The organism is Ancylobacter aquaticus (assembly GCF_004339465.1).
Classification (GTDB): Bacteria; Pseudomonadota; Alphaproteobacteria; order Rhizobiales; family Xanthobacteraceae; genus Ancylobacter; species Ancylobacter aquaticus.
In genome coordinates this window covers 1,080,810-1,094,131 of sequence record NZ_SMFY01000001.1, presented here as the reverse complement: position 1 = coordinate 1,094,131, position 13,322 = coordinate 1,080,810, and the positions used below count along the sequence as shown (strand labels likewise).

Here is a 13,322-nt window from a genome sequence, read left to right as displayed (position 1 = left end):
TCACGCTTTTTCGGGAAAGGTCAGGCGATGCGCTCATGCGGGCGGGTGGCGGCCATGACGGGGCGCGCGTCGAAGGCGGCGAACCATTCCGCCGTCGCCGGCCGGCCCTCGCGCCAGCCCATGTCGGCATAGCGGAAATCGAGATAGCCGAGCGCGCAACCGAGCGTGATGAGGCCGATATGGTGGAGTGTCGGGTCGATGAGACCGGAGCGGGCCATCTCCTCGACGGCATCGAGACCGCCCGCGATCTTGGCGAGTTGCGCCTGCGACCAGTCCGGCCAGCGCAGCGGCTCCGGACGCATCACGCTTTCATAGCGGGTGCCGACGGCGGCATCGAGCAGCCCGTCGCCGAGGGCCTGCAGCGTCAGCGCCGGCCAGCGGGCCGGGCCGACGGGGAAGATCGCGCTGTCGCCGGCGAGGTCGGCGAGATATTCGCAGATGACCGCGCTGTCATAGAGCGCGGTGCCGTCGTCCAGCAGCAGCGCCGGGATCTTGCCGAGCGGGTTGAGGCGCGTCAGCTCCGGGTCGCGCTGCAGCGGGCTCGCGGCGTTGAAGACGATGTCGATCCGCTCGGCGAGGCCGGTTTCCAGCGCGACGACCATGACCTTGCGCACGAAGGGCGATGTGGGGGCGTGGAGCAGCTTCACGGGATCTGGTCCTGCGCGCCGATGGCAGCCAAAGCGGCGCGGGCCACCTCGACATCTTCCGCCCCCTTGCCCGAGCCCACCCCGATGCCGCCGACGCAGACGCCGTCGATGACGATGGGTAGCCCGCCTTCCAGATTGGTCAGCCGCTGGCCGGCGGCGAGCGAGAGCTTGATCTCGTCGGCCGGGTTCAGCCGCGAGCTCGGCTGGCGGTGCGAGGCGGCGGTGATCGCCTTGGACAGCGAGGTCTCGCGCGACAGCAGCTTGGCGCCGTCCATCCGCACGAAGGCCAGCAGGTTGCCGCCCTCGTCGACGACGTTGATGTTCTGCGGCACCCCCATCTCGCTCGCCTTGGCGACAGCGGCGGCGAGCATTTTCAGCGCCCCCTCATGTGTGAGTTTCAGGGCCGGGCGGGTGACGGACATGTGGGCCTCATCGGGCTGGCGGAAAGGGACGGCGTGCGGCAATGGGCGGAGCCGCCCTCACCTGTCCCCCGGCACGCCATAGGAGGGTGCGGTGGAGGGGTCGAGGGCGCGGGCGACATAGGCCTCCATCTGCGGCTTCCACAGTTCCCACAGATCGGCCAGCGCGCCGATCGGGTCGGTCTCGTGCCAGTCGACGCGCAAATCCGCCACCGGCCACGATACCTCGTCGACAATCAGCATGCCGACCGAATGCACCGGGCCCTCCTCGCCGCCGGCATCGAGCGCGGCTTTCATGGCAGCGATCAGGCGATCGCCGAGGGGTCCATGCGCGCGCGCAAAAGCCTCGATCATGGCCTGCGGCACCTGCGGCGAGGAGAGGAGGTTGCCGGCCGCCACCACGTCCTCGCCCTCGGCGACATGGTGAGTGCCGAGCGTGCGAGGGCCGGAAAAGCCGGCGGTGCGGCCCCGGGCGTCGACCAGCGCGACCTGCCGGTAGTCGATATGCGCGCCCTCGGTTCGCAGCCGCGCCAGCGCCTGCGGGGCCGAGAGGCCGGACGCCATCAGGTCCAGCCCGCGCGGGCCGAGGGTCGGGTCGGTGATGTTCTGCGTCGCCACCGCGCCCACCCCGGCGCGGGCATGCGCGCAGCGCGCCGCCACGCAGGGCGAGGAGGACGACACCGCGATGCCGAACTGGCCGGTGCGGGCGCAGCGGGCGGAAATCGAGAAGGTCATGCGCGCGCCCTCACGCCGGATCGGGAATGACGGCGGTGATCTCGATCTCCACCACCCATTCCGGCCGCGCCAGCGCCGGCACCACAAGGCCGGTGGAACAGGGGAACACGCCGGCCAGCCATTTGCCCATTTCCTGATACACCGCCTCGCGGTAGCGGATATCGGTGAGGTAGACGACGATGCGGCAGATATGGCTCATCTCGCTGCCCGCTTCTTCCAGCAGCATCTTGATATTGGCCATCGCCTTGGCGGTCTGGGCGCCGGCGTCGCCCACATGCAGGCTCTCGCGGGTGTCGAGGTCCTGCGCCACCTGCCCGCGCAGGAACACCATGGTCCCGCGCGCCACGACGCCCTGCGAGAGGTCGTTGTTCAGCTTCTGCTCGGGATAGGTCTCCTTCGTGTTGAAGGGGCGGATGCGCTTATGGGTCGGCATGAAGGGGCTCTTTGCTGGAGACGGACAGGACGAAATTCGGTGCGGCGCTCACGCCACCTCAAGCCGGCGATAGCCGCGGTTGGAATAGACCAGCGGGTGCTCGCCATGGGTTTCCATCGCCACCACCTCGCCGGTAATGATCCGGTGCGTGCCATATTCGAACACGTCGGCCAGCCGGCAGTCGAAACGGCACAGCGCCCCCTGCAGAAGCGGCGCGCCGGTGACGAGCCCGCCCCACTCGCCCGCGCCGAAGCGGTCCTCGCGCAGTTCCGGCACCAGCCCGGCGAAGGTGTCCGCCACGCGCTGCTGGCCCTGTGACAAGATGTTCGCCGCGAACACGCCATTGGCGAGCAGCACCGGCAGGCAGCGGCTGTCGCGGTGCAGGCAGAACAGCACCGAGGGCGGTTCCAGCGAGAGCGAGGACAGGCTGGAGACGGTGACGCCGACGCGGCCATGCGCCCCGTCGCTGGTCACCACGGTCACGCCGGCCGCAGTGCGGCCCATGGCGTGGCGGAAGCCGGCGGGGTCGATGGCGTGCATCGCATGGCCCTCAGTTCTTGCCCGATACCTTGTCGCCCAGCACCTTGTCCGACAGGCCGGCCGATTTACGCACGAAATCGAGCGGGCCGGAGAAGTCGAAAGCGTTGTAGACCGCGTTCAGGTGATTGAAGTGCGGCGCCTGCGCGAACTGCACGAAGGTGAGGCGGTGGCCGGCATAGTCGGAGTTCAGCAGGTCGCGGGCGAAGGCCAGCAGCTTGCGGCGGTCTTCCGATTCCCACTGCTTGTTCAGCGAATAGAACTTCTTCAGCCAGTCGCCCGAGCCGGCATTGTGGAAGGCGGCGGCGTTCGGGGTGACGCAGATCTGCCCGCCGCACAATTCGCGGGCAATGTGCATCATCGCCGGTAGGTTCGAGCAGCCATGCACGCGGCCGGCATAGAGCATCGACTGGTTCGGCATCAGCAGCCCGCCCGGGCTCTTCTCCGCCAGCGCGATGGACGCGGTGAGATGGGCGTTGATGCCCTCGCGGTAGACCACGAGGTCGGCCAGCTTCTCACGCACCGATTGCAGCTTGTCGAGGCCGGTCTGCTTGGCGTTCCACATCGCCGCGCCGATCATCATGTCGGCGACATAGAGCAGGCGGTGGACATAGGGGAACGCGGAATAGCGGTGCAGCGTCGCACGGATGTACTGCGCCGCCTTGGTGTGGCGGTAGAAGAACACGTTCTCCCACGGGATCAGCACATTGTCGAAGATGACGAGGGATTCGACCTCGTCGAACCTGTTGGCCAGCGGGTAGTCCTGCGGGTCGGTGCGGCCGGCGAAGGAGGAACGGCAAATCTGCTTCACCCCCGGCGCGCTCATCGAGACGATGCCGCCGACGGCGTAGTCGGAGAGCGTCTCGTTGGTCCAGGCGCCGACAGTGGGCTTGAGGAAGGCCTGGTCGGCATAGGCGGCGGCGGTCTCGTATTTGGCGCCGCGAATGACGATGCCGGCATCGGTCTCCTTGACCACATGCACCATCATGTCGGGGTCCTGATCCTGCGGCGGCAGCGAGCGGTCGCCCTTGGGATCGGTGTTGGCCGAGATGTGGAAGATATCGTTGTCGAAGATGTTCTGCACGTGCTTGTCGACATTGTCGGCAAAGCGCGGGTCGTACTCGGCCAGCACGTCGCGGCCGTCGATCAGCGACCAGACTTCGCCGATGGTCTCGTCGCCGACGCGGGTGACGACGCCGCCAATGTCCTTCATGACGAGATCGACGGCCTCGATCTTGTCGTTCCAGTCCTTGGTCTCGCGCGGCGGCTTGTAGAAGATGGTGTTGCGCTTGTTCTCTTCGACATAGGTGAGGCGGTCCTGATAGGTCGCCTCATGCGCCATGTCGTACATGCGGGCGCGCACATCGACGATCGGCTTGAAGGAAGGGTGGGTGGTGACGTCCTTCACCCGCTCGCCGTCCATCCAGACTTCGCGACCGTCCTGAAGTCCCTGCCGATAGTCCTGCCCTGTGCGGATCATTGAAGCATCCTTTTCCTGTCAGGAAATATTGCTTTGGCCTGATAGATCGGTAAAATATTTTGATTCATTCCTCGACATAGAAAAATCTGATGAACATCTCGCTGCGCGCCCTGCGCTACGTCGTGGCCACCGCCGATTTCGGCAATCTCACCGAAGCGGCGCGGCATCTGAACGTCTCGCAGCCCTCCATCTCGGCGGCCATCGCCCAGTTCGAGGCGGAGTACGGCGTGCAGGTCTTCGTGCGCCATCATGCAAAAGGCGTGACGACCACCATCGCCGGCACCCGCATCGTCAACGAGGCGCGCCTGCTGCTGAACCATGCCCGCGATTTCGGCCAGAATGCCCGCGCCATGGCCGACGAGGTGCGCGGCGAGATCGCGGTGGGCTGCTTCTGGACCATCGCCACCCATTTCATGCCGGGCCTGCTCTCCGCCTTTGCCGGCTCGCATCCCGGCATCACGGTGAGCCTCGACGAGGGCGACCAGCAGCAGATCCTCGACGCGGTGATTTCCGGCCGCACCGAAATGGCGCTGTCCTACGAGTTCGCCCGGCCGGAGGAAGTGATGGCCGAGCCGCTGGCCGAGCTGCCGCCCTATGCCGTGCTGCACCCGGACCATCCGCTGGCGCGGCGCGAGCGCATCAGCCTCGCGGACCTGCGCGACGAGCCGTTCATCCTGCTCGACCTGCCGCATTCGCGCGACTACTTCATGGGGCTGTTCCGCTCGGTCGGGGTGGAGCCGCAGATCGCCTTCCGCTCGCGGGCCTATGAGCTGACGCGCGGCCTTGTCGGCCATGGGCGCGGCTACACGATCCAGAACGTGCTGCCGCGCACCCAGATCACCCATGATGGCGGGCGCGTCGCCTCGGTGCCGCTGACCGACACGCTGCCCCCGGTGCGGCTGGTGAGCCTGCGCCTGCGCCGGCAGGCCCCGCGCCCGGCGGTGGAGGTTTTCGGCCGCCACCTGAAGGCGGCCTTCGCGCCCGGCGGCATCTTCGAGCCCGGCACGCTCTCGCCCCGGTCGACCGTGCGCTAGCGCGATAGGGTGCGCCTATCCAGGGCATCGGCAATCTGTTTCCCGTTCGCGCGCGGGCGGATTGCCTCGGGGGCCGGCGGCTCGCTAAAGCATTGCAAGCAAGCATTTTCCCCACGCGGGCCAGCCCCGCTTTACGCGGCGGCGGGGCATTGAGAACAAGGGGCAGGGGCAATGAGCGCGCTGCGGGTGATCGGGCCATCGGACTACAGGCGCGTGCCGTGGAAAAATGGCGGCGGCGTCACGCAGGATGTGCTGCTGCTGCCGGAAGGCGCCTCGCATGAGGATTTCGACGTCCGCATCAGCCTCGCGCCTATTGTCGAGGAAGGACCGTTCTCCTCCTTCCCCGGCATTGACCGTCATATCACCCGGCTGAGCACCACCCCCCTCGCCCTTGCCTTCGCCAACGGCACAAGGGCGCTGGCGCGGCTCGAACCGCTCTATTTCGACAGCGTGCTGCAGCCGCACTCGCTTCTCCCCGAGGGGCCAGCCTGGGTAATCAACGTGATGACGCGGCGCGGGCGCTGGCATGCGCAGGTGATGCCCGCCACCGGCGGCAACGGCCCGCTGCTTGCCGCGCCCGAGGGCGGGCTGGTCATGCTGCACGCGGTGACGGGCACGTGGCAGGTGGGCGATGCGGTCGGCTCGGTGCTGGTGCGCCCCGGCGAGACCATGGTGGCCGGCGACGCGCAGACCCTGCGCATCAGCTGCGACCCCACGGGCGAGGCGGTCGTCGCGTTCCTCACGCCGACCGGCGCCCGGGGAAACGCTGCATAAGATCCACCTATGTTATGTAACGGCTAAAAGTATTTTCCGATCCAACCTCCCCGGCGCACCTTTCCTTACAGGAAAAAAACAAAGCCTTCGGAGACGGGATTGATGAAGCGGGAACATGCCCGGCGGCATGGGCCGACCGCGCGTGGCCTTGGCGTCGCGACGTTGCGTCAGGTGCGTTCATGAGCCGCGACGCCCTGGTGTTCTACAGCCCGGTGGACGATGCGCGCGCCTGGGGCGAGGCGCTGGCCGCCGAATTGCCGGATCTCGATTTCCGCGTCGACCCCGATGTCGGCGACGCGGCCGACATCCGCTACGCGCTGGCCTGGCTGCCGCCGAAGAACTTTTTTGCGCGCTTTCCCAATCTTCAGCTCGTCACCAATCTCGGCGCCGGCGTCGACGCGCTGGTGCGGCGCGACGACCTCGTGCCGGTGAAGTTCTCCCGCCTCTCCGACCCCGGCATGGTGGCGATGATGACGAGCTATGTCGTCTTCGCCGTCACCCGCTACGCTCGCGACATCCCGGTCTTCGAGCGCGCCAAGAAGCGCGGCGAATGGGACTATGTGCATCCGCGCGCGCTGTCCGAGATCAAGGTGGCGGTGCTGGGCCTCGGCGAGCTCGGCGGGCCCGCGGCGCGCATGCTGGCCATGATGGGCTTCACCGTGAGCGGCTGGTCGCGCAGCCCGAAGGACATTGCCGGCGTCGCCTCGCATACCGGACGCGAGGGGCTGGAGCGCGTGCTCGCCGAGAACGAGATCATCGTCAGCCTGCTGCCCCTCACCCCGGACTCCCGTGGCCTGCTGGGCGAGGCGGCGTTTGCCCGGATGCCGAAGGGCGCGAAGTTCATCAACGCCTCGCGCGGCGCGGTGGTGGACGAGGCCGCGCTGATCGCGGCGCTGCGCTCGGGACAGGTTGGCGAAGCCACGCTCGACGTGTTCGAGAGCGAGCCGCTGCCGCCGGGCCATCCGTTCTGGAGCCTCGACAACGTTCTGATCACCCCGCACATCGCCAGCATCACCGTGCCGAAGCTGGCGGCCCGCGATGTCGCCGAGAGCATCCGCCGCGTGCGGCAGGGCCTGCCCCCGCTGCACGAGGTCGATCCCGGCCGGGGCTACTGAGCGGGCCGACACGATTTTCGCGCGCAAGGCCGGGACCATGCCCCGGCCGGCCGATGCCCGCGCGACACGAGCCTGCGCAAAGCGCGCCCGCATGAAGGCGCGCAGCCGGACTATCCGGGCGGCTTGCCGCCCCAATCACAGAGGTGGAACATGAAGAAGCTGTGCATTGCACTGGGTGCCGTGGCCGTCATGGCCGCCGGCGTCGCCCTCCCCGCATCGGCCCAGGAAAAGCTGGTCATCAGCACCTGGGGCGGCAACTGGAAGGCCGGCGTCGAGATCGTCGGCAAGGAATTCACCAAGCGCACCGGCGTCGAGGTCGAGTACATCACCGGCGGAACGCTGGACCGTCTCGCCAAGGCGAAAGTGGCGCGCGACAACCCGGAATCCGACCTGATCAACACCACGGCCCATGTCGGCTATCTCTATCATTCCGACGGGCTGATGGAAAAGCTCGACTGGTCGAAGATACCGAATTCCGACAAGCTGTACCCGATGGCCAAGCGCTCGGACTACACGGTGGCGGACTATGTGTATGTCTACACCCCCGCCTTCCGCACCGACCTGATGCCGAAGGGCTTCAAGATCACCAGCTGGGGAGATTTGTGGAACCCTGAAGTCGCCGGCAAGCTCGGCCTGCCGGACTTCGACCCCAGCCACATCATCATCGCCGCCACCCGCCTCGCCGGCGTGAAGCCGGAAGAATGGGATCAGGTGAAGCCCAAGCTTCTGGAGCTGAAGAAGAACATCAAGGCCTTCTACCAGTCGGACGCCACCAGCCAGAACCTGATGCGCACCGGCGAGACCCCGGTGCAGGTGCTGCTGAACATCAATGGCTACCACCTCGAAAAGCTCGGGATGGCGGTCGAGATCGACGTGCCGAAGGAAGGCGCGGTCGCCGGCACCGACGTGTGGGGCATCAATGCCGGCACGAAGAAGAAGGAACTGGCGGAGCAGTTCCTCAACATCGCGCTGGAGCCGGCGATGCTGGCGCAGCTCTGCAACTTCCACAAATGCTCGCCGATGACGGCGGAGGCCAAGCTCGATCCGGAAGTCGCCAAGCTGCCGGGCATATTCACCAGCCAGGAAGAGATCGAGAAGGGCACCATCGTGCTCGAAGACAAGACCTATGCCACCCTGCTGCCGCAGTGGAAGGCGTGGTTCACCGAGAACATGATGCACTGATCGACGGCGCGACTTCCCGGCCGCAGCAAAGCAGAATGTGCCGAAGAGTCTTGCGCTGGGTCCCGGATCGGCACGGCGGCTTCGCCGTCGCTGGTCCGGGACACGGTTTCCCGGACAAGCTGCGCACCGCGCAGCGCCGAGCCGGGACCCAGGAGAAACTCTTCGGCATCCGCCGAAGGGGCTTCAGCGCCTGCGAAGTCCTCTCGCGGACAGGGCCTGCGTCCTTCGAGGCCCGGCTGGGCCGGGCATCCGCTGAACGCCGTCATGGCCGGGCTTGAACCGGCCATGACGGCTTCGCAGACGACACTCGTTTCAAACAATCCCGGATCGGCGCTGCGCCTCGTCCGGGACGACGGCAGAACCCCATGACCCACCGCCGCCCGTTCTTCATCACCTTCCTCGCCCCCGCCGTGGTGACGGCGGTGATCCTCGCGGCGGCGCTGTTCGAGGTGCTGCAATATAGCGTGCGCGAATTCGTGCCCGGCTCGCTGAATGTCGGCGGCTTCACGCTGGAGAACTTCACCCGCATCAACCGGCCGATCTACTGGTGGGTGCTGCTGGACACCTTCTACATCAGCCTGCTGACGGCGCTGTTCTCGCTGCTGCTGAGCTACCCCGTCGCCTTCGCGCTGGTGCGGGCGAGGCGCGACTGGGTGCGCTCGCTGCTGGTGTCACTCTCCATCACCCCGCTGTTTACGGGCGAGATCGTGCGCACCTTCTCGTGGATGCTGATGCTGGGCTCGGACGGCTTCATCAACTCCATGCTGCGCAAGCTTTCGCTGATCGAGATGCCGCTGCAGATCATGTATACGCGCCTCGGCGTGGTGGTGGCGCTGGTGCAGTTCTCCATGCCGGTCATGATCATCCTGCTCGCCACCGCGATCAGCCATGTCGACCGCGACTGCGAGAAGGCCGCCGCCAATCTCGGCGCCAGCCCCGGCGCGGTGTTCTGGCGCATCACCCTGCCGCTGACCCTGCCGGGCATACTGTCGGGCATCGTCGTGGTGTTCGCCTGGACCATGAGCGCCTTCTCCACCCCGCAGCTGATCGGCGGCGGCAAGGTGCTGATGATCTCCAACCTCGTCTATCTCCAGGGCTTCTCGGTGCTCAACCTGCCCTTCGCCGCGACGCTGAGCCTGATCGCGCTGATCGCCGCGCTCGGCAGCCTCGTCCTGATGAAATCGCTGACCGGCCGCCTTGAAAAGCGGCTGGCGGTTCGCTGAGGGAGAGCGCCATGACCTTTGCCAGCCTGCGTTCATTCGGCTTCTGGAGCCTCGTCGTCGCCATCCTCACCTATATGACGCTACCCACGCTGGTGGTGCTGATGACCTCGGTGAACCCGACCGAGATCCTCGCCTTCCCGCCCGAGGGCGTCTCCTTCGCCTGGTATGAGAAGGCGCTCACCTATCCCGACTTCCGGCGCGCCTTCACCAACGGGCTGATCGTCACCAGCCTCGCCTCCACGCTGGCCGTGGTCGTCGGCTCGGCCTTCGCCTGGCTGATCCATCGCTATGAGTTTCGCGGGCGCGGGGTGCTGGAAGCGGTGCTGTGGTCGCCCCTCATCATCCCGCATTTCACGCTCGGCTTCGGCTTCCTGCTGCTCGGCGGCGCGTTCAAGCTGCAGCAGGGCTATGTGATGATCGTGCTGGCGCACATGGTGCTGGTGATGCCGTTCGTGACCCGCGCGGTCTATGTCAGCCTCGCCACCATAGACCCCAACCTCGCCCGCGCCGCCGCCAATCTCGGCGCCTCGCCCTTCCATGTGCTGACGCGGATCGAATTGCCGCTGGTTCTGCCGGGCATGGCGGGGGGCTGGCTGATCGCCGCTGTGCTCTCGCTCACCGAGTTCACCGCCTCGCTCTATGTGACGGGCAGCCGGACCCAGACCCTGCCGGTGGCGATGTACAACTACATCCGCGAATATGCCGACCCGACCGTCTCGGCGGTCTCGGCGATGCTCATCATCACCACCACGCTGATCATGTTCATCGCCGACCGGGCCTTCGGCCTGCGCCGGGTGCTGGCGATCGACACGCACTGACACGACCGCACTGCCGGAGAGCCCACGCTTATGACCGCCACCAGCCCCGCCCCCGCCGCCGTCGAGCTTGTCCGGGTCCGCAAGGATTTCGGCTCGGCGGTTGGCGTCGCCGATGTGTCGCTGAAGATCGGGCAGGGCGAGTTCCTTACCCTGCTCGGCCCGTCGGGCTGCGGCAAGTCGACCCTGCTCGGCATGATCGCCGGCTTTCTTACCCCCACCGCCGGCAAGATCGTGGTCGACGGCGTCGACATCACCGATGTGGAACCCTACCGGCGCAACATCGGCATGGTGTTCCAGTCCTATGCGCTGTTTCCGCATATGAACGTGTTCGACAACATCGCCTTCGGCCTGCGCATGCGCAAGCTGCCGAAGGCGGAGGTCGCGGGCGAGGTGCGCCGGGCGATCGAGATGATGAAGCTCGGGGGCTTCGAGGAGCGCCGCGTGAGCCAGCTTTCCGGCGGCCAGCAGCAGCGCGTGGCATTGGCGCGGGCCGTCGTCATCCGCCCCAAGGTGCTGCTGCTCGACGAGCCGCTCTCGGCGCTCGACAAGAATTTGCGGGCGCAGATGCAGGTCGAGCTGTCCGAACTGCACCGCAAGACCGGGCTGACCACCATTTTCGTCACCCATGACCAGGGCGAGGCGCTGAGCCTTTCCGACCGCATCGTGGTGATGAACCGGGGCGAGGTGCAGCAGGTGGCAACGCCGATCGAGCTGTACCGCACCCCCGCCAACGGCTTCGTCGCCTCCTTCATCGGCGAGATCAACGCGCTGCCGGTGGCGCGCTATGAGCGCGACGGCGGCGAAGCCGCGCTTGTGCTGCCCGGCGCCGGCCGGCTGGTGGCGCCGGCGGAAGGAAACTTCGCGCATGGAGCGCAGGTGCGGGCCTTCCTGCGGCCCGAACATGTGCGCCCGGCCCTGCCCGGAGAGGACCGGCCGAACATCGTCAGCGGCGTGGTGGCGGCGCATATCTATCAGGGCTCGCACACCATCACCCGGGTGGAAGTGGACGGGCTCGGCCTGATCGAGACCCGCGTGACCGGCGCCGACATCGTGGGCACCCACCCGGTCGGTGCGCCCATCGCGCTGGTGCTGGATCTCGGCGATGCGGTGATGCTGGCGGCGAACGCGGGACGGATCGACGCATAAGCTGCGAGAGAAGCCGCAGCCGTGCGACCGGAAAATGCTTCTTTGCGCAAGGCCCCTCGGCGGCGCGGAACGTGTTCTCGCTGCTTGATGTCGGCGGCGTGATACGCTCCAGGCGAGCTCCGAATCTGTAGGATCGGCGTCGGAACGGAGCGTAGGGGGCCATCGCCGCTCTCGCCGGCTCGGGCAAAACAGTGGCGGCGCGCATGCAGAAATATGCCGATCCCGAATATGCCGATCCCGGCAGCGACAGCTTCATCCTCCCGGACACGGCGCGCCACGAAGAGGTCCCATGAGCGCGGCGGAGGTCACGTTGCGCGAGCATCGCGTGCCGGTGGCGGTTATCGGCGGTGGCTTCTCCGGCGCGGCCGTCGCCTGGCATCTGTTGCGCCTGCGGCCGGAGCTTGAGCGGGTCGTGCTCATCGAGCCGCGCGCCGAACTGGGGCGCGGTCTCGCCTATTCCGCAGCGGACCCGAGCCACCGCATCAACGTGCCGGCAACACGCATGTCGCTCCTTCCGGACCAGCCGACCCATTTCAACGACTGGCTCGAAGCCTCGGGCATTCTCGACGCCGACCCGGCGGCGCGCCGGAGCGAGGGTCGCAACTTCCCCGCCCGCTCGGTGTTCGGCGCTTATGTCGCCGAGCAACTGGCGGCGCTTGGCCCACGCGTCGACCATGTCATGGCCGCCGCGGAGACGGTTGAGGCGAGCGAGGGCGGCTTCCGCATCTGCACCAGCGGCGGCGCGGCGCTTCAGGCGGGCATCGTCGTGATTGCGGTGGCGCATGCGCCCCCACAGCCGCCTTCCGTCCTCGTCCGCGCGCTGGCCGGGCACCCGCGCTTCGTGCCGAACCCGTGGAAGGTCGGCGCGCTCGAAGCCGTGCGGCCCGATGACCGGGTGCTCATCGTCGGCACCGGGCTCACCATGGCCGACATCGTCGCCAGCCTGGAGCGGCTGGGCCATCGCGGGGCGATCGTGGCGCTCTCGCGCCGGGGCCTTCGCTCACATGGCCATCCGGCGCAGATGCACGAACCGTTCGGTGATTTCGTCTCCCAGCCGGCGCGAAATGCGGGAGAGCTGGTGGCGCGGGTGCGCGAGGCCGTCCGCATCGCCGCAACCGAGGGCAAAAGCTGGCACTGCGTGCTCGACCAGGTGCGGCTGCAGGGCAGCGCGATCTGGAACGAGCTGCCGCTTCCTGAACGGGCCCGCCTGCTGCGGCATCTGCGCCCGTTCTGGGACGTGCACCGCTTCCGCATCGCCCCGCAGGTGGAAGAGGTGCTGGACCGGCGCCTCGCAGAGGGCACGCTCGCCCTGCGCGCCGCCTCGCTGCGGGAGGCGGCGGTGCAGGATGACACGATCCTCGTCACCCTGCGCGAACGCCGCACCGGCGTGGTGATGCGCGAGACGTTCGACGCCGTCATCACCGCCACCGGCCCGGCGCATGGAAAAGTCTTCGCCGACAACCCGGTGCTGGGCTCGCTCGCGCGTGCCGGCCTCGCCCGGCCGGACCCGCTGCGGCTCGGCATCGAGGTGGCTGTGGACGGGCGCGCCATCGGCGCAGACGGCCTGCCGACGCGCGGACTTTATGTCGCCGGCCCGCTGGCGCGCGGCACGGTGGGAGAGCTTATGGGCTTGCCGGATGTCACCAATTACGCCATCCGCATCGCCGAGCAGGTGGCGGCGCGGCTGCGCGCCGGCGACGAGCCGGACGCCTCGGCACGGCGCTGGGTCTCCGCGTGAGGGTGCCGGGTGTCTAGCCGGACCGTGCTGGGTGCTCACGC

At 67.6% G+C, this 13,322-nt stretch carries 14 protein-coding genes; 8 read left to right on the top strand and 6 right to left on the bottom strand.

The window, feature by feature from the left end; all coding sequences use genetic code 11:
• Positions 1 to 20: 20 nt before the first annotated feature.
• The 6 genes from EV667_RS05070 to EV667_RS05045 are packed head-to-tail and all read right to left on the bottom strand — an operon-like array spanning position 21 to position 4,251.
• Entirely contained in the window at positions 21 to 647 is a 627-nt protein-coding gene (locus EV667_RS05070) for a glutathione S-transferase (protein ID WP_131834186.1), read from the bottom strand.
• The gene (locus EV667_RS05065) at positions 644 to 1,069 is read right to left on the bottom strand and encodes a GlcG/HbpS family heme-binding protein (protein ID WP_131834185.1); all 426 of its coding nucleotides are present in this window, start codon (positions 1,067 to 1,069) and stop codon (positions 644 to 646) included. Before EV667_RS05065 ends, EV667_RS05070 begins: the two co-directional genes overlap by 4 nt.
• 57 nt (positions 1,070 to 1,126) lie before the next feature.
• Entirely contained in the window at positions 1,127 to 1,801 is a 675-nt protein-coding gene (locus EV667_RS05060) for a DUF1028 domain-containing protein (RefSeq protein WP_131834184.1), read from the bottom strand.
• A gap of 10 nt (positions 1,802 to 1,811) precedes the next feature.
• Positions 1,812 to 2,234 carry a RidA family protein gene (locus EV667_RS05055; protein ID WP_131834183.1) on the bottom strand — a complete coding sequence of 141 codons (423 nt, stop codon included), beginning with the start codon at positions 2,232 to 2,234 and terminating at the stop codon, positions 1,812 to 1,814.
• Between the two features lie 48 nt (positions 2,235 to 2,282).
• On the bottom strand, positions 2,283 to 2,774 hold the full coding sequence (locus EV667_RS05050; RefSeq protein ID WP_131834182.1) for a flavin reductase family protein: 492 nt from the start codon (positions 2,772 to 2,774) through the stop codon (positions 2,283 to 2,285).
• A 10-nt stretch (positions 2,775 to 2,784) separates the two neighbouring features.
• Positions 2,785 to 4,251: a 4-hydroxyphenylacetate 3-hydroxylase family protein gene (locus EV667_RS05045; protein WP_131834181.1), complete on the bottom strand. Its 1,467-nt coding sequence runs from the start codon at positions 4,249 to 4,251 to the stop codon at positions 2,785 to 2,787.
• An 89-nt stretch (positions 4,252 to 4,340) separates the two neighbouring features.
• On the opposite strand from EV667_RS05045, the gene EV667_RS05040 reads away from it, so the two are divergent.
• The 8 genes from EV667_RS05040 to EV667_RS05005 all read left to right on the top strand — a co-directional run bounded on the left by EV667_RS05040 (position 4,341) and on the right by EV667_RS05005 (position 13,281).
• Entirely contained in the window at positions 4,341 to 5,285 is a 945-nt protein-coding gene (locus tag EV667_RS05040) for a LysR family transcriptional regulator (protein ID WP_131834180.1), read from the top strand.
• Positions 5,286 to 5,456: 171 nt separating this feature from the next.
• Positions 5,457 to 6,059 (top strand): HutD/Ves family protein, encoded by a 603-nt coding sequence (locus EV667_RS05035; protein WP_131834179.1) that lies wholly within the window; start codon positions 5,457 to 5,459, stop codon positions 6,057 to 6,059.
• A 179-nt stretch (positions 6,060 to 6,238) separates the two neighbouring features.
• Positions 6,239 to 7,174, top strand: a complete 936-nt coding sequence (locus tag EV667_RS05030; RefSeq protein ID WP_131834178.1) for a 2-hydroxyacid dehydrogenase — start codon at positions 6,239 to 6,241, stop codon at positions 7,172 to 7,174.
• A 150-nt stretch (positions 7,175 to 7,324) separates the two neighbouring features.
• Positions 7,325 to 8,356, top strand: a complete 1,032-nt coding sequence (locus EV667_RS05025) for an ABC transporter substrate-binding protein (RefSeq protein ID WP_131834177.1) — start codon at positions 7,325 to 7,327, stop codon at positions 8,354 to 8,356.
• Positions 8,357 to 8,721: 365 nt separating this feature from the next.
• Entirely contained in the window at positions 8,722 to 9,579 is an 858-nt protein-coding gene (locus tag EV667_RS05020) for an ABC transporter permease (RefSeq protein ID WP_131834176.1), read from the top strand.
• 11 nt (positions 9,580 to 9,590) lie between these two features.
• Positions 9,591 to 10,397, top strand: coding sequence for an ABC transporter permease (locus tag EV667_RS05015; protein WP_131834175.1), 807 nt, complete (start codon positions 9,591 to 9,593; stop codon positions 10,395 to 10,397).
• A gap of 30 nt (positions 10,398 to 10,427) precedes the next feature.
• Complete coding sequence (locus tag EV667_RS05010; protein ID WP_131834174.1) at positions 10,428 to 11,543, top strand: ABC transporter ATP-binding protein; 1,116 nt, start codon at positions 10,428 to 10,430, stop codon at positions 11,541 to 11,543.
• Between the two features lie 289 nt (positions 11,544 to 11,832).
• Positions 11,833 to 13,281 carry an FAD/NAD(P)-binding protein gene (locus EV667_RS05005; protein ID WP_131834173.1) on the top strand — a complete coding sequence of 483 codons (1,449 nt, stop codon included), beginning with the start codon at positions 11,833 to 11,835 and terminating at the stop codon, positions 13,279 to 13,281.
• Positions 13,282 to 13,322 lie beyond the last annotated feature (41 nt).